19 protein-coding genes and 1 pseudogene are annotated in these 20,695 nt (G+C 68.2%); 8 read left to right on the top strand and 12 right to left on the bottom strand.

Going from position 1 to position 20,695, the window contains the following annotated elements; all coding sequences use genetic code 11:
• Nucleotides 1-27: 27 nt before the first annotated feature.
• From NFL01S_RS14145 to NFL01S_RS37770, 3 genes and pseudogenes are all read left to right on the top strand, one after another.
• Nucleotides 28-720, top strand: coding sequence for an O-methyltransferase (locus tag NFL01S_RS14145; protein ID WP_062975269.1), 693 nt, complete (start codon nt 28-30; stop codon nt 718-720).
• Nucleotides 721-872: 152 nt separating this feature from the next.
• A pseudogene (locus tag NFL01S_RS37775) lies at nt 873-1,961 on the top strand (acyl-CoA dehydrogenase family protein); the annotation flags it as partial.
• Between the two features lie 48 nt (nt 1,962-2,009).
• Nucleotides 2,010-3,290, top strand: coding sequence for an acyl-CoA dehydrogenase family protein (locus NFL01S_RS37770; protein WP_218019618.1), 1,281 nt, complete (start codon nt 2,010-2,012; stop codon nt 3,288-3,290).
• A gap of 89 nt (nt 3,291-3,379) precedes the next feature.
• Here the strand turns inward: NFL01S_RS37770 and NFL01S_RS14135 are convergent, their stop codons facing one another.
• A complete protein-coding gene (locus tag NFL01S_RS14135) occupies nt 3,380-3,817 on the bottom strand; it encodes a hypothetical protein (RefSeq protein WP_062975266.1) in 438 nt (145 codons plus the stop codon).
• 217 nt (nt 3,818-4,034) lie between these two features.
• On the opposite strand from NFL01S_RS14135, the gene NFL01S_RS14130 reads away from it, so the two are divergent.
• Nucleotides 4,035-4,454: a hypothetical protein gene (locus NFL01S_RS14130; RefSeq protein WP_062975263.1), complete on the top strand. Its 420-nt coding sequence runs from the start codon at nt 4,035-4,037 to the stop codon at nt 4,452-4,454.
• A gap of 35 nt (nt 4,455-4,489) precedes the next feature.
• Here the strand turns inward: NFL01S_RS14130 and zapE are convergent, their stop codons facing one another.
• The 3 genes from zapE to NFL01S_RS14115 form a co-directional block, all read right to left on the bottom strand.
• On the bottom strand, nt 4,490-5,554 hold the full coding sequence (zapE, locus tag NFL01S_RS14125; protein WP_210744784.1) for a cell division protein ZapE: 1,065 nt from the start codon (nt 5,552-5,554) through the stop codon (nt 4,490-4,492).
• Nucleotides 5,555-5,663: 109 nt separating this feature from the next.
• Complete coding sequence (locus NFL01S_RS14120; protein WP_062975260.1) at nt 5,664-7,130, bottom strand: flavin-containing monooxygenase; 1,467 nt, start codon at nt 7,128-7,130, stop codon at nt 5,664-5,666.
• A gap of 378 nt (nt 7,131-7,508) precedes the next feature.
• Nucleotides 7,509-8,267 carry an ankyrin repeat domain-containing protein gene (locus NFL01S_RS14115; protein WP_157116532.1) on the bottom strand — a complete coding sequence of 253 codons (759 nt, stop codon included), beginning with the start codon at nt 8,265-8,267 and terminating at the stop codon, nt 7,509-7,511.
• A 206-nt stretch (nt 8,268-8,473) separates the two neighbouring features.
• Between NFL01S_RS14115 and NFL01S_RS14110 the strand changes: the two genes are divergently transcribed.
• From NFL01S_RS14110 to NFL01S_RS14100, 3 genes are all read left to right on the top strand, one after another.
• On the top strand, nt 8,474-9,244 hold the full coding sequence (locus tag NFL01S_RS14110) for an aminoglycoside adenylyltransferase domain-containing protein (RefSeq protein WP_210744783.1): 771 nt from the start codon (nt 8,474-8,476) through the stop codon (nt 9,242-9,244).
• 97 nt (nt 9,245-9,341) lie between these two features.
• Nucleotides 9,342-9,665 (top strand): ArsR/SmtB family transcription factor, encoded by a 324-nt coding sequence (locus tag NFL01S_RS14105; RefSeq protein ID WP_062975254.1) that lies wholly within the window; start codon nt 9,342-9,344, stop codon nt 9,663-9,665.
• 68 nt (nt 9,666-9,733) lie between these two features.
• A complete protein-coding gene (locus NFL01S_RS14100; RefSeq protein ID WP_168433906.1) occupies nt 9,734-10,291 on the top strand; it encodes an SRPBCC domain-containing protein in 558 nt (185 codons plus the stop codon).
• A gap of 279 nt (nt 10,292-10,570) precedes the next feature.
• Here NFL01S_RS14100 and NFL01S_RS36930 read toward each other — a convergent pair whose 3' ends face one another.
• From NFL01S_RS36930 to NFL01S_RS14070, 6 genes are all read right to left on the bottom strand, one after another.
• Nucleotides 10,571-10,888 carry a sensor histidine kinase gene (locus tag NFL01S_RS36930; protein WP_342217302.1) on the bottom strand — a complete coding sequence of 106 codons (318 nt, stop codon included), beginning with the start codon at nt 10,886-10,888 and terminating at the stop codon, nt 10,571-10,573.
• Nucleotides 10,843-11,226 (bottom strand): hypothetical protein, encoded by a 384-nt coding sequence (locus NFL01S_RS37595; protein WP_371851825.1) that lies wholly within the window; start codon nt 11,224-11,226, stop codon nt 10,843-10,845. Before NFL01S_RS37595 ends, NFL01S_RS36930 begins: the two co-directional genes overlap by 46 nt.
• 160 nt (nt 11,227-11,386) lie before the next feature.
• Nucleotides 11,387-11,881 carry a nucleoside deaminase gene (locus tag NFL01S_RS14085; protein WP_062975244.1) on the bottom strand — a complete coding sequence of 165 codons (495 nt, stop codon included), beginning with the start codon at nt 11,879-11,881 and terminating at the stop codon, nt 11,387-11,389.
• Nucleotides 11,878-12,294 carry a TerD family protein gene (locus tag NFL01S_RS14080; RefSeq protein ID WP_062975241.1) on the bottom strand — a complete coding sequence of 139 codons (417 nt, stop codon included), beginning with the start codon at nt 12,292-12,294 and terminating at the stop codon, nt 11,878-11,880. The genes NFL01S_RS14085 and NFL01S_RS14080 overlap by 4 nt, the downstream gene beginning before the upstream one ends.
• Nucleotides 12,295-12,525: 231 nt before the next feature.
• Complete coding sequence (locus tag NFL01S_RS14075; RefSeq protein ID WP_062975238.1) at nt 12,526-14,289, bottom strand: cutinase family protein; 1,764 nt, start codon at nt 14,287-14,289, stop codon at nt 12,526-12,528.
• Nucleotides 14,290-14,391: 102 nt separating this feature from the next.
• On the bottom strand, nt 14,392-15,927 hold the full coding sequence (locus NFL01S_RS14070) for a putative glycoside hydrolase (RefSeq protein ID WP_245670687.1): 1,536 nt from the start codon (nt 15,925-15,927) through the stop codon (nt 14,392-14,394).
• Nucleotides 15,928-16,103: 176 nt separating this feature from the next.
• Here NFL01S_RS14070 and NFL01S_RS14065 point away from each other — a divergent pair, with 176 nt between their 5' ends.
• Nucleotides 16,104-17,114 (top strand): polysaccharide deacetylase family protein, encoded by a 1,011-nt coding sequence (locus NFL01S_RS14065; RefSeq protein ID WP_062975876.1) that lies wholly within the window; start codon nt 16,104-16,106, stop codon nt 17,112-17,114.
• 414 nt (nt 17,115-17,528) lie between these two features.
• On the opposite strand, the gene NFL01S_RS14060 is transcribed toward NFL01S_RS14065, so the two are convergent.
• Nucleotides 17,529-17,726 (bottom strand): DUF8691 family protein, encoded by a 198-nt coding sequence (locus tag NFL01S_RS14060; protein ID WP_062975235.1) that lies wholly within the window; start codon nt 17,724-17,726, stop codon nt 17,529-17,531.
• Nucleotides 17,727-17,848: 122 nt separating this feature from the next.
• Nucleotides 17,849-20,479, bottom strand: a complete 2,631-nt coding sequence (locus NFL01S_RS14055) for a winged helix-turn-helix domain-containing protein (protein ID WP_168433905.1) — start codon at nt 20,477-20,479, stop codon at nt 17,849-17,851.
• Nucleotides 20,480-20,695 lie beyond the last annotated feature (216 nt).

Below are 20,695 nucleotides of genomic sequence, written 5' to 3'. Positions count from 1 at the left end.
CCGAACCGCGCGACCGAAAGGCTCACAATGAATTCCAGCCCCCTGCAGAACCCTGAACTCGACCGGTTCGTCGCCGAGCTGCACCAGCGAAGCTCGGATCAGATCACCGGGATCACCACCTACTTCGCCGATCGCGCCGACCGCGGAAACGCCGCCGACCTCGGCGAACTCGATGCCGCAGCCAACGAGTTCCTCGCCGATAAGCTCGTAGCCCTCGAACACGACAAAGCGCTGCTGTGCCACCGGCTGTGCCTGGCGCTGCGGGCGCGCCGGGTGGTGGAGGTCGGGACGTCCTATGGGGTTTCCACGCTCTACCTCGCCCAGGCTGTCCGGCTGGTCGCCGAAGCCGAGGGGGGTACCGGCGTGGTGATCGGCACCGAGACCGAACCCGGCAAAATTGCGGCCGCCGCAGACAACTTCCGCCGAGCGGGACTGGGAGCCTATATCGACCTGCGTCCGGGAGACCTCCGGGAAACGCTCGTGAACTTGGACGCACCGGTCGACCTGGCGTTGATCGACGTCTGGCCGGTCATGGCGCGACCGGCACTCGAGCTGATCACACCGGAACTGCGTCCGGGCGGGATGATCCTGATCGACAACACAGAGAATCATCCCGAAAGCTATCGCGATGCCTTCGAATTCATCGAAGACCCGAGCAACGGCCTGCTCACGCAAACTCTGCCGTTCCGCGGCGGTCTCGAACTCGTGATCAAACGCTGACTCCGGTCGCGGGCGAGGTGCCTCGCCGACGACGCCCAGGAAGTCTAGTTTGACTAAGTAGAGAGTGACATTATCAAATAAGGAAGTAATGTTTCCGGCGTCGACGCGTCGGTGTGATCCGGCTTCCGGCCGATAGAGAAGCGAGCCGACCCATGCTGTTCGATATCTCCGACGAGCAGGAGTTCTTCCGCTCGACCACCGGGAAGTACCTGGCTGCCAGGGTGCCGCGGGATCGGCTGCGCGGGCTGCGGCACGACGAGGACGGGTTCGCGGCCGGTTATTGGCGGGGTGGGGCCGAACTCGGGTGGACGTCGCTGCTGGTGGGGGAGGAGGCCGGTGGTGGATCGATCAGCGGCCGGCCGGTTGTCGACCTGACGCTGGTCGCCTACGAGTTCGGGCGGCATGCCGCACCGGGACCGTTGGCGTCGGCGAATATCGTGGCCGCCGCACTGGCCGAGAGCGGGGCGCATCCGGAGGTGCTGGCAGAACTGCTGTCCGGGGAGTCCCTCGCGTCCTGGTGTCATGCAGAACCTGCATGGCGGCACGGGGCCGAACTCGAAATACGTGTCGACGGAACCGATCTGGTACTCAACGGCCGCAAACAACCTGTCGAGTCCGCCGGGATGGCGAGTCACCTGCTGGTCACCGGGCGGTGTGATGGTGCGGTCGGCCAGGTTCTGGTTCCGGTGGGGAGTACGGGGGTCACCGTCACCCCGCTGCGCTCGCCCGACCTCACCCGCCGTTTCTCCGCGGTGACGTTCGACAATGTCCGGGTGCCCCGGAGTGCGCTGGTGGGCGAGTCCGGGACGGCGGAACAGCAGGTGGTGTGGCAGTCGCAGGTCGCGATTGCCGTGCAGTGCGCGGAAACCGTCGGGGCGATGCAGACCGGTTTCGAGATGGTGCTGGATTGGATGGCGGACCGGTATTCGTTCGGGCGGCCGCTGGCGTCGTATCAGGCGCTCAAACATCGGGTGGCCGATCTGAAATCGTGGCTCGAGGCGGCGCATGCGATTGCCGACAGCGCCGCCGCGGCGGTCGATGAACGCCGGTCGGATGCGGGTGAGCTGGTGGCTGTGGCGCAGGCGTTCATCGGCCATTACGGGCCCGAGCTGCTACAGGACTGTGTGCAGCTGCACGGCGGGATCGGCTTGACCTTCGAGCACGATCTGCATTTGTTCCTGCGCCGCGCCACCGTGAACCGCACGTTGCACGGCACACCGGCCGAACACCGCCGCAGTCTTGCCGACCGGTTGATCGAACAGGACGGACAGCGTGTGCCGGGCCCGGAGGTGACAGCGGAGACTGTCCGCGCGGCGCCGGCGTTCGCGCCGGATGAGCACAGCGTGAGCGAGGACGTCGAGAGCTTCCGGCTGCGCGCCAGGGAATGGATCCGCGCCAACCTGGGCCCGTTCCGGCCCGAAGCCGTCGCCGGGCTGCGAAAAGTGCCGCGGGAGCAGGAGCTGGCGGCCGTCGGCAACGACCGGCGATTGCAGCGCAAGCTCTACGACGCCGGGTTCGCCGGTATCGCCATCCCGGTCGAATACGGGGGCCGCGGGCTCACCCCCGCCCATCAGCGGGCGTTCACCGAGGAAATGGCCGGGTTCGAGTATCCGTCGCGATGCCAGGTGCCCACGCTGTCGCCGTGCGCGGCGGTACTGCTGGATTTCGGGACCGAGGAGCAGAAACGACGGCATATTCCGGCGATGCTGCGCGGCGACGAGATCTGGATGCAGTTCCTCTCCGAACCATCCGGCGGCTCCGACGTGGCGGGCGCGGTGACGACCGCTGTGCGCGACGGTGACGACTGGGTGCTCAACGGCGCCAAGATCTGGACCACCGGTGCGTGGTATTCCGATTGGGCGCTGTGCCTGGCCCGTACCAACTGGGACGTGCCGAAACACCGCGGCCTCACGGTGTTCATCCTGCCCATCCATCAACCGGGTATCGAGGTGCATCAGATCGAGATGCTCAACGGTGCCCGGGAATTCTGCCAGGAATTCCTCACCGATGTGCGGGTACCCGATTCCGACCGGATCGGCGAGGTCGACGGCGGCTGGACCGTCGGGATCCGCTGGATGTCGCACGAACGGCTGCTGGCCGAATCGCCCTACGTCACGGTGCCCGCGAAACCCGCCATCTCCGACCGGTCGCCGGTGGAGATCGCCTGCCGGGCCGGGACCGTCGACGAACCGGGCGTGCGCGACCTCATCGGTGAGGACCGGATGCTCGACGTCGTGGGCAGCGCGCTACAGCGGCGGCTCGGTACCGGGATGGTGTCCGGTCATCTCCCCGAGCAGTCGGCGGCCATCGGGCGCCTGTTCCGTGGGATCGCCGAATCCCGCCGGGCCACCATAGAATTCGAGGTTGCGGGTGACGCGGTGTGGGACGAGGAGTTCGGCGACGCCGGCGATGTTTTCCTGATGCGGCAGGTGAGTTGTATCGGTGGCGGCACCACCGAAATGGCCCGCAATGTGATCAGCGAGCGTGTGCTGGGCATGCCCAGGGAAGCCCGGTCGGACCACAATGTGCCTTTCCGGGAGGTGCCGCGCGGCGGTCGCCGTAGTGTGTGACAGATATCTGAGCCCGGTCCGGCATATCTGGCGGGCCGGGCTTTCGCGACGGAAGCCGGGGGGAGGTGCCCACCCGGCTGCACGATCGATCAGACCGTGACGCTCACCTCGCCCGGATTCGTACTCATCGTGACGACCACCGGACCGGGGCCCGTATCGGCCAGCGCCCGCTGGAAACCGTGGTCGGTCGGGAACCAGCCGCCGGGGGCGGGGACCGACGAGACAGTGACCTCCTCGGACCCGGTGGCACCGGTTGCCGTATTACGCCAGGACACCGTCGCCGACAGCGTGCACGACGGGTCCGGACGATCTGCGCGGAACAGCACCGAAATCCCGACGCCCGGGGCATCGGTCGGTAGCGGAGCGACGGCTACCTGACTGCGAACCGTGCCGGCGCATCCGGGTGCGATATCGACGCGGGCGTCCTGGAAATCGGCGGCCGCCTGGGCACCCGCGGGCGCCGCGACCGAGAGCAGGGCGGTTGCGGCAAGTGCGCCTAGAGCAAACGGTCGCAAGATCTTTCGCAAGAGAATATTCCTCTCAAAAACGGGGTTCCGGGCCGGTTACCCCGGGAGTCGCCACGGGTAAACCCCTCGCTGGGTAGGTCCTGGAACGGATGCGCCCGCCGCGGAGGCCGACCTTACCGCCGTCCACGAGCGCGGTGGGGGGATCCGGGTGATCCCGCGGTGCCGGGTGGGCGGCGCAGAGTCTGCACCCGGGGGGAGAACCACATAGGCTCATGCCATGGGACTCGACGTGTACGCGGTCCGGCCCAGTCAGAGCCGGGTATCCGATATGGCGGCCTTCCAGCAGATCCAGGCGATGCCGGCCGAGGAGCGCGGGGAGTTCGGATGGCTACATCCGGATGATCTCGAGCCGTTCGACGAGCTACCGCGCGATTTCGCGCAAGGGGGCTTGTTCTGGCCCTCCGACGGCGACCCGACCGGGGTCCGCGGACAGGTGTACGAGAAATGGGTGTCCGACGAGTTCGGGTTGAGCCTGTATGAGCTCTTCGACCCCGATGACGTGCGCGGTTTCGTGGAACGGCTGGACGAATGGCTCGGCCGGGCCGAAGCAGGGGAGGCGGAGATTCCGGTGCTCGGCGCCGATAGCGGCGACGGGTATGCGCTCACCCGGGTGCGCTCGCTGGGGGCGTATCTGTGAGCCGTGGCCGCGCAGGATCTCTGGCTCTTCCCCGACTACCGATCGGCCACCGCCGCCGTGCCGGCGGCTCCCGGTAGCAGGGCCAGCCGGCTGGCGGTGCGGTGGATATCCGGGGGTAGCCGGTCGCCGGACAGACATTCGCCCAAGGGCGCCTCGGCGATGAGGTTCAGCGGTATCCGGCGGTCGCACAGGACATCGACCAGGTTGGCGAAACGCTGTACGGCATCGCGGCCGGCCGTCGTGAGGACGGGAAGCCCGGACAGGGTCCAGTGGCTGTACCGATCGGTCAGCCGCAGGTAGTCGATGGTGGAGAACGGACGGTCGCACAGGTCCGTGAAGTCGAACCAGACCTCCGTGCCGCGTACGGCCAGGGCGGTGACGGTCCGGGTACCGAAGGCCACCCGCCGGTGTTCGGACGGTGCCGGGATACGCAGCCCGGCCGCCGCGACCCGCTCGGGGTCGCCGGGCCAGAGGTAGCGGCCGAGGCCGAACCCGGCGGACGGTGCCGGTCCGGTGCGCCGGTAATCGTGCGGGCCCGCCACTTCGACGATGTCCAGGGCGTCCGTGAGGGCGGCAGCGACCGGTTCGATCACATGATGGAACAGCGGGTTGGGCAGGAGGCCGGACGGCGGATAGTTCGAGGTGGCGACCAATGTGATGCGGCGGGCGAACAGAGCACTCACGACCTTGGCGAGGATGGTCGCGTCACCGGGGTCGTGCACATGGAATTCGTCGAAACAGACCAGCCGGGCCTCGCCGAGCAGGTCCCGGACCGCGCGTTCCCCGGCGCCGGGTTCGCGGCGGTGGGCGGCGCAGCGGGAATGGAACTCGCGGAAGAACTCGTGAAAATGGATACGGCGTGTGCGCGGTCCGGGCACTGCTTCGTAGAAGGTGTCGACCAGCCAGCTCTTTCCGCGGCCCACCGGCCCCCAGACGTACACACCACGCGGTGGCGATCCGAAAATGCGGCCCCGCCCGGACAACTCGCCGCCGAGGCGGGCCAGCGGCCCGGCGGCGGTGCGCTGGGAATCGTCGAGGACGAATCCCGCATCGCGTGCGGCATTGTCGAATACCGATCCCCAGTCCAATCGTGTTCCCACCACCGGCACCTCCTCGTGACCCTCGAGCCAGCCTGGCAGGCCGGGTCCGCGGTGCCCAGAGACGAGAAGCACATGTGAAAAGGATCCCTGACGCCGGCGGCTCGAGGGATTACGCGGCGGGTGTGAAGCGATAGTCCTGGGGTTCGAGCCGGCGCACTCGGCGCCGGTAGCTGGTCACCGTACCGGGCCAGTTGTTGGTGATTTTTCCGGCCGCGTTGCGATACCAACTGGAGCAGAAGTTCCACGGTGTGCGATCGAGGCGTTTCTGCAGAGCGTCGTTGAACGCGCGCTCGGTCTCGGCGCGAACCTCGAGTACATGGCCGGGTTTACCGGCGAGCAATTGCAGAGCCTGACGGATATAGCGGGACTGCGTTTCGATCATATAGATGATCGACCCGACGCCGAGGTTCGTATTGGGTCCGTACACCATGAAGAAATTCGGAAAATCGGGCACCGTCATTCCGTAATAGGCGTGCGCCCCGTCCGACCACGCCTCGGCCAGTTCCCGGCCGCCACGGCCGCTGATCCGCATCGGCCACAGGAATTCGGTCCCCTTGAAACCGGTGCCGTAGATGATCACATCGGCGTCGTGCTCGGTGCCGTCGCCGGTGCGTACGCCCTGCGGGGTGATCTCGGTGACGGCGGCGGTGGTCACCTCGACATTCGGCTGGGTGAGCGCCGGATAGTAATCGCTGGAGAACAGGGTGCGTTTACAGGCGATCGGGTAGTCGGGGGTGAGTTTCGCGCGCAATTCCGGATCGTCGACATTCTTGCGGAGATTCCGCTCCGCCATGCGCGCCACGAGACGGCTGATGATCGGCAGCTCGACCAGGCCCAGCGACGAGACCTCGGCCGTGAGCCACCAGCCGAGACGCTCCAGCAGTAGCATTCCGGGAATACGCGCGAACAATTTATGCTGCACCGGCGAATAGTCGGTATCGAATTTCGGCAGCACCCAGGCGGCGGTGCGCTGGAACAGGGTGAGGTGGCCGACCTGCGGCTGGATCTGCGGTACGTACTGGATCGCGCTCGCGCCGGTGCCGATGCAGGCGACGCGTTTTCCGGTGAGATCGATAGTGTGATCCCACAGTGCCGAATGGAACGCCTGCCCGCTGAAGCTGTGCACGCCGGGAATATCCGGCAGTTGCGGGCGGGAGAGCTGTCCGACAGCGGAGATCAGCACATCGGCGGTCCGGTCGGCGCCGTCGGCCGTGTGCACGGTCCAGCGGCCGGTTTTCTCGTCGAACGCGGCCGAAGTGACCTCGACGCCGAACTCGATGCGGTCGAGCAGATCGTGCCGGCGCGCGACCCCGCGCAGGTAGTCGTGGATGGCGGCCTGCCCGGAGTAGCGCTGCGGCCAATCCGGCTTCGGCTCGAACGAGTAGGAGTACAGCGGTGACGGCACATCGCAGGCGGCCCCGGGATACGTGTTTTCCCGCCAGACTCCACCGAGGTCCTGCGCTTTCTCCAGAATGGTGATATCGCCGAACCCGTGGCGCCGCAATTCGATCGCCACCCCGATACCGCCGAATCCGGCGCCGATCACCAGCGCCGATACCTGGTGTGCCCCGCTCATACCTACTCCTGTCCCGCGAGCACGAGGGTGGCTCTTGCGTCGTGACGCACCACCACCGCCTGCGGGCCCCATTCGCTCACGCCCATGCCCGTCCTACTGTGGTCCCTCTCACTGTAGGGCCGCGACTTGCCTCTGGATCGGCACTTTCGGCCAAATGGCCGGGCTGGCACTGCGCTACGGAAACGGAGGATGCGCCGATCTCGGATGTGCACGATCCGGTCGACTGCTGCTTTCGGCAGCGGTGGCGTCGTGCTGCTGACCGCCCCGCACGTAAGCGCCGGCTCCGGGACGCGCGTATCGTGACGATCCCGACCCGGCGACCGGATCCACCCGGGCACCGAGCCCGGTCGCACCGGTCGGCCCGAGCGGCGCCGCCGCTCAGGCCGCGCCCGGACCGGAACGGTTCGTGTCTGCGAGCAGTGCGGCGATCGCGTCGTGCCCGTCCTGGATCGACGCCTCCCAGCCGCCCCCGTCGGCGTTCTCGTACCGCAGCGTGATCCGTTCGGTGCCGTCTCCGCCGGGACTGCGCTCTACCGTGTACTCGCACTCGTTCCCGCGTGCCTGTCCGGCGAGTACGGCCACCAGATCGGCGCCCGCGAGGTCGGCCGCGATCGTCGCAGCGGTGTTCCCGTCGTAGTCGGCGAGAGCGGGTTCGGCGCCGTGGGCCAGCAGTGACCGCACTATTCCGTAGCATCCGCGGCGGGCCGCGCGAGTCAGTGGTGTGCCCTCGATATTCGGGTCGGCTCCTGCCGCGAGCAACAACTCCACCGTTTCGAGATGCCCGTTGCCCGCCGCCCACAACAACGGCGGTGTCCCCGGGCCGTGCTGCTTCGGATGAGGTGGTTCGGGCAGATCGGGGTCGGCTCCGGCGGCCACTAGCGCGGAAACGGCGTCGATATGGTTCCAGCAGGCAGCGGCGCACAGGGGCAGGCCTTCTTCGGGAGGCTCGCTGGGCCGGTTCGGGTCGGCTCCGTATATCAGCAGCAGGCGGACCAGATCGGCGCAACCGCTCACCGCGGCCTGGTAGAGCGGTGTGGTTCCGTCCTCGTTCGTCTCCTCGGGCGACGCGCCGTCCTTCAGTAGCGATTCGACGGCAGCGGGATCCCGCTCCCATACAGCATCCATCAGGTTACTCACCTGTCCATTGAAGCCACGATGTCAACGGGATATAGCGCGAGTTCGTCGTGGCCCGTGCCGGCGAATTCGCTCGGCCGGGCGCTCGGGCCCCACCGGCGGGCCGGGTCCGGTTAGCCTGAGGGGATGGTGATCGGGTTCGGTAGTGCCGGTTCGGCGAACGGCCGGTCCCTGCTCGGCGAGCGATGATGGGTTCCGGTGGCGAGGGCGTGCCCGGGGAGGTAGACCGCTACCTGTCCGAGCTGGTGGAACGCGTACGAACCATCTACCGGGACCGGCTGGTGAGCGTCGGTGCGGTGGGATCGCTTGCCTTGGGTGACTACCGGCACGGACGCAGCGATATCGATATCACGGTTGTGGTCGATCCGGCGGTGCCCGCGCGATCGGCGCACGAGCTGGCCGATGCGCTGGCCCACCCCGGATTGCGCTGTCCTGCTGCCGGGCTGGAACTGGTCGTGTACGACGCCGGGTTCGCCGCCTCGGGCGCACCGGGAGCGGGGTATCTGCTCAATCTGAATACCGGTCCCTTGCTACCCGCCGTCGTGGACTTCGGTTCCGTGGGGGCGCCGGGGTTCTGGTATGTGATCGATCGGGCGATCGGGCACCGGAGTGGGCGGACATTGTCCGGTCACCCGATACGGGAGGCGCTGAGTGCGCCCGCGCGTCCGGACCTGCTCGCCGCCGTTTCGGCGTCGGTGCGCGAGCACGCTTCGGGCGCCGGGCATCTAGCGGACAACAGGGTCCTGAACGGTTGCCGGTCGGTGTACTACTGCACAACGGGTGGCTGGATTTCCAAACGGGCGGCCGGGCAGTCGATCGCCGCTGCCGAGACGAGGTTTCGCCCACTGATCGAGGAGGCGCTGCGAAGTTTCGAACGGCCTCGTGAATCGGCGCTCGAACTTCCCGCCGGTGCGGTGGACGAATTCATGGCGTGGGCACGCCGGGCCGTCGACCGGGCATCCGGCGGCCCGGCTTCCTGAGCATCTCTCGGGTTCGGCCCGGCTCCGTGACAGTTACCGGCCCCAGACCGCATCATATTCCTTGACAAGAATATTCCTAAAGGGGAATGATTGCGGTGTGGCACGCGATGTATTCGAGGTTCTCGCCGATCCCACGCGGCGGCGGATCCTCGACCTGCTGCGCGAAGGTGAGCGCACCGTCGGTGATCTGGTCGGCGCGCTGGGCACCGCGCAACCCAACGTGTCCAAACATCTGAAGATGCTCGACGCGGCGGCGCTGGTGCGGGTCCGGGTGGACGGCCCGCGCCGGCATTATGCGCTCGACCCCGGCCGCCTGCGGGAGATCGAGGCATGGCTGGCTCCGTTCCGTGAGATCTGGGCCGACCGGCTCGACGATCTCGAAACCTATCTCGACACCCTGCCCGACGAACCCGCGGAATGACGCCGTGATACCTCGGCGCCTTCGCCACCGTCTCCGCGGACCATATGAACCTGCACCAGAGGAGTGATATGCCCAGAGTGACGAAACGTCTCGGCGAGGTCCTGCGCGACGGCGACCGTGTGGGCACCCGCTACGAACGCATCCTGGCGCATCCGCCGGCCAAGGTATGGCGGGCGATCACCGAATCCGGCCATCTCCGGCACTGGTTCCCGGCCGATATCCTCGGCGAACGCCGCGCCGGGGCAGAGATCCGGTTCCGGTTCTGGCCCGAGGCGGTCGAACAGGCCTCGGCGGAACTGACCGAGATGGAGGTCGACCTCGAGGACCCGGAACTGCCGGGCCGGATCCTCGCCTGGGAGCCGCCGTGCCTCTTCGAATTCCTCTGGGACGACGAACATCTGCGGTTCGAGCTGTTCGCCGAGGAGTCGGGGACGCGGCTGGTGTGCACGGTCTGGTTCGGTACGCCCGGCCCGCACGGCATCTCCGGCACCGCCACCGGCTACCACGTATGCCTCGACGAACTCGTGGATTCGCTCGACGGCCGGCCGATCGATATGCCCGACCCGGACGAGGTCGCGCAGCTGCGCCGCCGCTACACCGAGGCCGTCGGCGCGACCTCGGTGTAGGCGGCCGGTCAGCCGATGTGCAGCAGGGTGCGGCCGAGTGCGGTGCGCGCTTCGATGGCGGCGTGCGCCCGGCCGGCCACGACCTTCGGAATACAACGCTAGGCTTCGATCGCTGGGTCAGCGGGCCGAAAGCAGTGACGAAAGTATGACGCCGCCGGCTCGACGACTGTGTCGAAAGTGGTGTGCCTGCCGTAGGCTGCGGCATCGTCGAAGGTGTAGCCGGTGCATCGTGGAAGCGACGGCGGTGACCAGGCCGGCGAAGATGTGCTGGGCACGTCGCTATCCGGTGCCGGCGGGTAAACGGATCTCGAAGCGGCAGCCGACTTCTCGATCGGCGGCGGTGATCGCGCCGCGGTGCGCCCGCACCGAGCCCGCTGCGATCGCCAGGCCCATCCCGCTGCCGGTCGGCACACCGTTGTCGGCCACAGGTGAGCGTACCGCGGTGCCGCGGTAGGCGATCTCGAAGATCCGTGGCAGGTCGTTCTCCGCGATTTCCGGACCCGAACCGTCGACACGGGTCCAGATCTGCCCGTTGTCGCGCCCAGCGGTGATCACGACGTTCCCGCCCGGCGGTGTATGCGCGATGGCATTGGACACCAGGTTGGCCAGCCCCCGGCCCAGAGCGTGGTCGCCGGCTGCGACAGGTAGCGGGGCCGGGGGTGTTCGGCGGTGAAACCGATTCCCGCGCGCTGGGCCGTCGCGCGGTGGGCGGCGTAGATCTCGTCGATGAGTTCGCGTAGATCGAGTGGTTCGATGTCGTTCGTCAGGCGCCGCACAGCCGTCTGATGTTCGCCGGGCCCCCGCCGTAACCAGACCCGCCCGTCCCGCAGCTCGATCTGCGAGGCGACCTCGTCAGGCAGATTCTCCAATTCTTCCCAGGTAATGTACTCGGGAAGAGCAGGACGCTCAACGCTGTGGGCACTTGGCATGACCATGGCCTCATGCTACGAGCGGGGTCGTCGGCTGCATTGATCCTGACCTGGGGTTCAGGAGATCTGACGGAACGCGGAACCGCCTTCGGAGCAACGACCGCAGCGCCGGCCGATCCCCGGTTACTCGGGCGATCGCGCATCCCGTGGGCTTATCCGATGGGGATCATCGCGCGTTGCCTTCTCGGCCGAAGCAGGCGCGGTAGAGGTCTTCGACTTCCTGGGTGAGCTCGTCGACCGGTCCGTCGGTGACCGCGCCCGGGACGATCTCGCCGATCGGCAGCGAGGCGACCGGTGCCGCGGGGACACCCCATTCGCGCAGCCGGCCCCTGAGCTGATTGCCGGAAGTGACGTAGACGATGCGCCCCAACCCGACCCAGCCGTGGGCGGCGGAGCACATCGGGCAGTGCTCCCCGGAGGTGTAGACGGTGGCGGCGGCGCGTTCTCGCGGGTTCAGATGCGCGGCGGCCCATCGGGAGATCGCGAATTCCGGGTGCTGGGTGGGGTCGCCGTCTTTCACCCGGTTGCGGTCCTCGAACAGTACGGTGCCGTCCGCGGACACCAGGACGGAGCCGAAGGGTTCGTCGCCGGCGTCCAATGCTTCGCGGGCGAGGTCGATGCAGCGGCGGAGGTAGGTGAGGTCCTGTGCGGTGACGGTCATACAGGTATCTTCGCGGACGGGGCCCTGTGGCGGGGAACGCACTTCTCGGCGATTCCGGCGAGGACCTCGGAAAACGGATCAGCGACTCGACGGGATGTAGCGTTTACCGGGATCCGGAGGGGATCGGCCCGACCCCAGTTCGCGGGTCCGGTGCCGTCGAGACCGGTGGTGATCACGATCTTGTCGATCTCGGCGGGAACTGCGCCCGGCGCGATGCGAATCGCATCCGGTGGGCGCGTCACGACACCTGGTGCCGTGGGTCGGTTGTAGAAGACGAAATCGTCGCCGGTTCGGACCTTTCCGGCGGCGGTGAGCAGCAGCAGCGCCGCGATATCCACGGATGCGGTGGCGGATACCGTGACCAGGATTTCCGCGGCGTCGATCGGCATGTTCGCGCCCTTGCCGAGTTCCATTACACCTCCACAAAGCCCACCTCTGGGCGTGAAGTTCCGAAGCTTCTGGGCCGGGGTCGTACGGCAGCGATCAACGCGGGCAGACGCAGCCGGAGCGCCCGAGGGCCGGTTTCGCGAACCGACGCGACTGCTGACCGGATCAGTGCCGGCCCAGCGGGTCGGCGCTGATCCGGGAGGCCGGGACCGGTTGCCCCGGCCTCCCGGATGGCTTGCCCGAATTCGTCCGATCGCTCAGCGCGTGGTTTGCGCGACCGACTCACCCGACTGCGGCGCGGGTGTTTCTGTGGTGGTGGGTTCGGTGGTCCGAGGCGCGGTCGTAGTGGACGGCGCAGGGGCGACCTCCGTTGCCGGTGTGGAGCTCGGGGGCACCGTTCCCGAATTCGGCGGCTCCGTTGCCGGCGAGGGCGGCACGGTGGTCGGCTCGCCGGCTGGTGGTGTGGTCGTCGTGGTCGCGGTGCCGGGGGTGGCCGGGGTGCCGATGGTCGTCGGTGCTGTGGTACCGGTGGTCGTTGTCGGTGCCGCTGACGGGGTTGCGGTCGGCTCGCCGGTATCGGTCGCCGCCGCTGCCCGGTACGCCTCGTCGAGGTCTTCGGGTGTCGGGGTGGACTTCGTGTCCACCGGTTCGCCCGCCTGGGCTTGTTTCGCCAGGTGGGTGAGCCAGGCTGCCGCGTATTCGGCGGAAGTGAGCGGTTTGCCGTTGGCCGGGTCGGCGTCGCGCCAATAGTCGAAGTGGTGGCCGGTGGCGTTCGGGCCCAGTGTCAGGTTGTAGGGGTCGGACAAGATCACGGGGATGGTGTTCTGATTGGTCACGATCAGCCCGATGATCTCGTTGAGCACCTTCTGCGGCAGATAGGCCAGTGGCGCCATCTCGCCGGTCGAGATGGAATCGGCGGGCCGGTCGCCGGCCGGGGGAGTGGCGCCGGGTTCGTAGCCCGGTTCGGACACCCGCAGCAGCACCTCGAGGAAGGTTTCGTCGCCGGCCATCCAGTTCGGCTGCGACTCGATATCGGCGAGGGCCAGCAGCGCGACCCGGCTCAGGACGACCGCGACATCCTGCCCGGTGGCCGGGGTGAGCCCGTCGCGTTCGAGAGCGTCGACGTTCATCTGTCGCGCCACGTTGACCACCAGCTGCAGCAGGGCGATGTTCTCCGGTGCCGCGCAGGTGAGGTCGCCGTCGGAGCAGAACGAGGCGATTTTCCCGTTCAGCGAACCGAAATCACCGCCGGTATCCGGGAGCGCTCCCTGACCCGGGACCGGATTCTTCCCGTTCTGATAGGCCTGGTCGAATCCGTCCGGGTTACCGTGCGGGTTCTCGGCGCCCGGGAACGGGCCGTCGCCCGCGGCACGGCCGGAATCGGCAAGGATGACCACGCCGGTGACCTTGTCCGGGTCGACGATCGCGTAACCGCCGTCCTGCTGTTCCTGATGCCCGATCTCCATGGCGACCCGGCGCACCACATCGGCGCCTTCGCTGTAGCCGACGATGGCGAACCGGGTGTCCGGGCAGGCCTGCGAGATCTCACGCATCACCTGCTGGGTATTGGTGACCCCGGAGGTGACCGCATCCTCATAGGTGGCCATGTCCGCCGGGTAGGCGATATACACCGCGGCGTAGGAGCCGGGGTCCACATCGTCGGCCGGGGCGTTGACCACCGGGTCCACCCATTCGCTGCGGTGATCGCCGGACAGTGCCGCGGGCAGCGGGTTGCCGTGCGCGTCGACCAGCAGTTTCGTCGTGCCTTCGCGTGGTGTGTCACCACGGCCCGCGACCGAGATGGTGACCATATCGTGGCATTCGGTAACCGACGCCTTCAGCTGCGTATCCGCCTGCTGCGAGGGCGCGGTCATCGAATAGGTGGCGCCCACCGCGGCCACCACGCCCAGGGCGGCGGGCGCGGCGATCGCCGCGGCGATGCGGTGCCGGGTGAACCAGCCGCGGGATCGTCGGGTGAACCCGCGGGATGATCGCAGAATCCAGCTACTTCGGAAAGCCATGTCCCGTGCTCCATTCCAGAACTGATAAATGGACGGACTGGCCCCCCGACGGGCCGTTACGTCACCGGAGACGTCGCGGCGGGCGTGCGCGGCGTTACGCGATCACTTCGGGTCGAGTGCGCCGCCGTGATATTCCACGCTGGGACTCCATAGGAAGAAACTGTCTATCCCGGCTTTATAGGTCGCATCGATCTGGGCTCTGACCTGGGCATCTCCGTAGTCCACGCCCAGACTGAAATCCTGCAGCCAGGGGATCACCGTCGCCCCCGTGCCTTTGGTCACGGTCTGGAAGTCACGCAGGGAGGCGGCGACGATATCGAACGGCTGCCCGTTCGGATTCGCCACGCCGTATTCGCCCGGACCCCAGTGCGAGGGGTAGATCATCGGCGCGACGTAATCCACCTGCGGTGCGATCAACCGGATGTCCTGCGCGATCTGGTCGGGCCGGGTGGCGGCGATCCCGTAGACCGCGGCGCTCTGATGGGCGCCGGCCGCGTGCACCGGATCGCGGCTCTGCGCCAGGAACCCGGCGACGGCTTCGGTGGCGGGCCCCTCCAGCCCCGGGAAGCGCATACTCGACAGCCTGCCGTCGGGGCGGCGGACATAGTCGTACATGATCCCGTCGAAGCCCAGTTCGGCGGCTTCGACCGCGAGCGCGATATTGTAGCGGCGGACGTCGGGGTGAGCGAAATTGGTGAATGCAATCGCGCCGTAGTGGCTGGAGTACGGCTGCCGGGCCGGGTTCTGAACCACCCAGTCCGGGCGGCCGTGGTGCCAGGCCCATTCTGCGAGCGTGGGATCGCGGAACGCGACGATCCGGCCGACCACCTGCACTCCCATATCGTGCAGCTGCCGCAGCGCCGCCCGCGCCTCGTAGATCGGTTGGGCGGCGCCGGTCGTGCGGGCCAGTGGCACTTTCGAGGCGTAGCCGACGACCCCGTCCTCGTCCTTGATATCGAGTTGCACGGTATCGATGCGTTTCTGGCGGGCCAGATCCAGGATGGCTTCGCGCATCGGGCCGTACGACCAGGCGTGCGCGGTGACATGCACGGCCCGCATCTGTGGCAGATCGATACCGGTGGTGAGCGGCTGTGCGGTGGTGTTACCCGCCGCATCCACGGCGACCACCTCCGACCCGGTGGGGCTGTGCGGCAGTTCGCTCAGGAAACTGCCGTCGGGCCCGGGGATGACCGTATGCGCACCGATCATGATCTTTTCCGCGTCGGGTGCCCGTCCGCGGACGGTGACCGGTTCGCGGTAGGAGGAGACGCTCTCCGGTGGCGTCACCGCCAATTCCGGGGCAGTGGTGTCCACGGTGAAGGTCGCCTCGGCACCGGGGCCGTCGCGCAGCAGACCGGCCACCCCGCCGGGCGGTATCTCGGCGGTGAAGGTGTGCTCTCCGTCGGACAGTCCGTCGGGTTCGTAGACGACGGCGTCGCCGTCCACCCGGCCGGTGACAGGGGAACCGTCCATCATGAGCTCGACGGTATGCGGGTCGTGCCCGGAGGCATCCACACGAAGCGTCAGGTCCGTCAGCGTTGCGGCGCCGACGGGCCCGGCAGGGAGACCGGTCAGCGCAAGATCGGGGGCCGGTGAACGGCCGGCCCCGATCCCGGCGAATACCAGCACTACGATCACAACAACACCGAATACGAGGACTGCCAACCGTTTTCGGTCGACCGCCCGGTCCCGCACGAGCACAACACACCAACTTCCGCGAACAGCTTCCCGCCCACTATGGCGAGTCCGTCGCAGTGCCGATCTGTTTCGCGGAGATGAACCGTAAATCGTTGCCGGCACGTAATATCCGGGCGATGGTGCGGTACCCGGGGAGATATGTTCGGGTGGTCGCGGCGGTGCTGATCTGCGCTGCGGCCACAGCCTGTGAGGCGAGTGAGCCCGCCTCGGCGGATACGCCGGCGAGTACTTCCGCGAAACCCCCGCCGCCGGCGCCACCGGACCCGGCCGCCGTGGGTGCCGACGAGCTGGGCGAGGTACCGATTCTCATGTACCACCAGGTAACCGCGGACCCGGCCGGTGAATACGATCAGAGTCCGGCCGAGTTCCGGGCGGAGCTGGACCGGCTGTATCGCGAGGACTACCGCCCGATCACCGCCGCCCAGTACATTGCCGGGGATATCGATATTCCGGCCGGAACGCATCCGGTGGTGCTCACTTTCGACGATTCCACCGGCAGCCAGCTCCGGTTCACCGCCGAAGGCGTTCCCACCGCGGACTGCGCGGTCGGGGTGCTGGAGGGTTTCGCCGCCGACCACCCCGATTTCCCGGCCCGCGCGACGTTCTACGTCAACAACAACCCGTTCGAAGCCGATCCACGCGCCCTGCCCTGGCTGGCCGAGCACGGTTACGAGATCGGCGCGCATACCGCGAACCATCCCGATCTCGCCGGTCTCGATGCCGCCGGTGTGCAGCGCGAGCTGGCCCAGAATGTCCGGGCGATCACCGCCGCGGCGCCCGGGACAGCGGTACATACGATGGCGCTGCCACTGGGCAGTGCCCCGGTCGACCCCGCTCTCGCGCTCGCCGGGACCTCGGACGGTACGCCCTATCGATTCGCTGCCGCGATGCTGGTCGGCGCGAACCCCGCGCCGTCGCCGTTCGGCCCGGTGGACCCTGCTGCGGTGCCACGGATCCGGTCCGGACTGGGCGCGGTCCCGTTCGACTCCGGCTATTGGCTGGACCTGCTCGCGGCCGAACCGGAACGCCGCTACACCTCCGACGGCGACCCCGGGCGCATCTCGTTCCCGCGTAGCTCGGCGAACCGGCTCGACCCGCGCTGGTCCGAACAAGCACATTCCTATTGATGCCTTCCACAGAAAGTCGTCTCGTGCCGGGGCGGGGTGGCTACAACCGCAACGGTGTCGACCGCCGCGGTCTTCGGCTCGCACCGCGAGGGGGTGCCACGCATCCCGTTGGTCCGATGTCGCCGCCGGCCAGTGGGTCACCGGCCGCGGCTAGCCCGGCGAGGCGCGGGTGGACACCGCGGTCTCCGTGTCGCCGTGAGTGCCCCGTCGTCCTGGGGCTGCCTCAACGGGACCACCGGAACTGCTTCCGCACGCCGGACCGCGACGGGCGTGCCCCGGCCGCGACCGCCGGCACGTTCGCGTCGCGTCGGGCTCGGCCGTGTTACCGGCACCACGGGTGCGACTGCCGCGTCCGTCGTCAGCGTGATCGGGGCACCGGCCCCCGCCGGCGTGCGCACACGCCGCACGCCACACTCACTCGGGCAACCGGCGCATCTCGATCACGGAGAGCCCCAAGTTGTCGATACGGGCCAGGATTCCGCGGATACCCGTCTGATCCGTGATCGGACCCGACAACACGGTGGTGCCGTGGGTGTGATCGCCGGTGAGTTCGGGAAACGCGGCAAGCGCACGTTCGGAGAGTTCGCCGTCGATGGTGAACTGGTATCGCATCGCCGTCTCCTGCCTCGTTCCGGACCGGTCGCGACGGCAGGTGTCGCCGCGTCGGGATGAAGTGTGTCCCACGGCGTCACCGCCGCACATCGTCCGGAGCGGGTGAAACGGCTCCGCCGGGGTCAGAGCAATCCGCTGCGCCGCGCTTCGTACAGCGTTTCCATCCGGGAGCGGGTACCGAGTTTGGCGTAGATACCGCGCAGATGTGTTTTGACCGTATTGATGGAGACGCTGAGATCGTCGGCGATGTGCTGGGTCGTACGACCCGACGGCAGCTGTTGCAGAATCCGCAGCTCGGTCGCCGTGAGCGGTGGATGCTGGACCCGGCGCTGCGGCCGGTGACCTGCCCGGATACTGTCGGCGAAGTCGCTGCAGTGCCCGAAACATCCGGCGTAGTAGTCGAGCAGTTCGACCGTGCCGGGAACGTCGAAGAACGGCCGGGCCACCCGATGGGTGGCGCCGATCCGGAGGGCGTTGTCCACGGCCTCCCGGGTTTTGGAGTCATTGCCCAGCGCGCGGTGAGCGCGGGCGTGCAACAGCCAGCCGGTGAGCCGGGCGACGGGATGGGCGCCGGAGGTCGCCGCGAGTACCGGCTCCACCTGGCCGAGGACAGTCTGGTGGTTACCCGCGACGGAGGTCAGCGCCGCCGTGGACAGGACGGTATCGGGGATATGCCCGAGCACTGCCCGCGCGCGTTCGGTCAGCTGCCGTGCGGCCGCGGTATCGCCCGCGCCCAGCAGCGCCCACACCGCGGCACTCACCAGACCACCGCCGAGCACCGGGGCGGGGTCGGCATCGAGCAGCCGGCCGATACTGCGGCGCAGCCGGTCGGTGGCGCCCGGGTCGTCGCCGCACTGGCAGTCGAGCAGGTTGCCGACCACATGCGGTAACCGGCCTGCCACCGGGCCGGGGGTGCCGTCGCGGCGGATATGTTCCGCGCACAGCACCCGGATCTGCTCGGGGTGCGGGTCCGAGCCCTGCAGGTAGGCGCCATACGCCTCGAGTGCGGTGGCGTGCACGGTTTCCGGCAGATCCAGCAGATCGTGATCGCGGGCGATGGCGCAGGCCCGTTCGGCCCGCTGCCGCATCGTCGTGATCGATCCGGCCAGGCCGGCGGTGACGGCGAGCCGGGTCACCGCGATCAATCGCAGCCGGGGATGGCAGCGGGACCGGGTGCGGCTCAGGGCGATCCGTAGCCGTTCCTCACCTCGGGCGAGTTCGCCGCGTAGCGCGAGCGCGGTGCCGGTGGTGACGGCGAGATAACCGTCCAGGTCGGGGCGGTCGGCGGGTGGCATCCGTTCCGGGAACACGATCGGATCGGAATCGGCGCCGGTCGCCACCGCGAGCTCGGCGTCCACGGCCGCCGTCAGTGCTTCCAGCCGGTACGGGCCCGCGAGTGAATGCGGGTCGTCGTCGGCGAGGAGACGGGCGCTGTCGCGGTAGGCCTGAGCCGTACCGCTGCCGCCGTGCAGCAGCGCGTCGGTGGCCTGCAGCAGGCGCAGGAACGGATCGGTCAGCACATCCGGCGCCGCGCCGGCGAGTGCATCGAACAGGCTCTCGCCGTGATCGGCGAAAACCAGTGCCAGTGCGTGCTCGGCCAGGAACGATCCCAGCTCACGGTGGTCGGGTACCGCCAGCAGATGCGTCAGCGCGGCCTGTAACTCACCGATAGCGGTGAGCCGGCGGGCCGACCGCAGATGCAGGTCGGCACACAGATCCCGGCCCAGCCGGTTGGCCTCCGCCAGGAAATAGGCCCGCAGCATCGGGTGGTACGAATACCAGACCTTCCCGCTGCGGGACAGCGAGGTCATCGGGAAATTGATCCGGTCGAGTTCGTAGAGCAGATGCGCCGCACCACCGCCCACGAGATCGTCGGCGAGTTGTTCGGTGAACTCGTCCGGGACGCTGGTGCAGGTGAGGAACTGCCGCAGCGCAGGGGACAGGGTATCGATCAGCTCACCCACCAGCAGATCGGCGAACGCATGCGGCGGCCGGGCCAGCGCGGTGAGCGCATCGGCGTTATCGCTCGGGCTGGCGGTGAGGTAGATCGCGGCGATCCGCACCAGCGCCGCCCACCCTTCGGTGAGGTCCATCAAGGCGTGCATGCCCTGGTCGTCGAGTGCGCATTCGTGCCCCGCGCACAGCCGGGACACCTCCGCGGGAGAGAGCGCCAGATCGTGCGCGCCCCACCGGGTGAGGCGGGAATGCAGTTGCAGCAGATGCCAGCGGATCGGCGGATCGAAGCGGGCGCACAACACGGTTGTCACCGCGGGCGGCGCGTGCTGCAGGAAGTACTCCAGCCCGGCCAGGGCGAGCGGATCGGTGATCAGGTGCGCGTCGTCGATCACCACGACGGTCGGCTCCGCGCCCTCACCCAGCGCGGCGAGGATCGATTCGGCCTCACCCACCCCCGCGGCCGGCTGCCCCGATCCCGCGGCGGGCACGCACAGCCGGGCGCGCAGCTCCGGCCACAGCGCGGTCTGGTCGCGAACGGTGAGCCACGCGATCCGGGCGTCCGGATGCGAACGCGGCAGATGCGTTGCCACCCAGTCCGCCACGGCAACCGTTTTCCCGACCCCCACCGCGCCGCATACCAGCAGGACACCGCCGTTACGGCGATCCACCACGCTGTCCAGCCCGGTATGCAATCGGGGCCGGGATACCGGGTCGAAGGGGAACACCGGGATATGGGACCGGGGCCGGGCTCGCGATATCGGGCGGCCCGTCGGATCCAATGTTGGCGAAGCGGTCACGGTGCCTCCCGAAGAAAATTTCCGAAACAGCACTAGCACGCACTCGGCCGCAGCCTACCTGAGCGGTGGGCACCCTCAGCGGCCCCTGAACCAACCTGTTACCAGGGCGTATCCGGGAATATTCATCCGTAGCGGGTGAGTCGTGCACCGGCCGGGCCGCCATAGCGTGGGGCAGATCCCCGCTGTGGGGACCGCTGGATCCGACGTAAGCGAGGT

Origin of the sequence: Nocardia flavorosea NBRC 108225 (assembly GCF_001613385.1) — a bacterium.
GTDB lineage: Bacteria > Actinomycetota > Actinomycetes > Mycobacteriales > Mycobacteriaceae > Nocardia > Nocardia flavorosea.
This window is presented reverse-complemented; position numbering and strand designations above follow the sequence as displayed.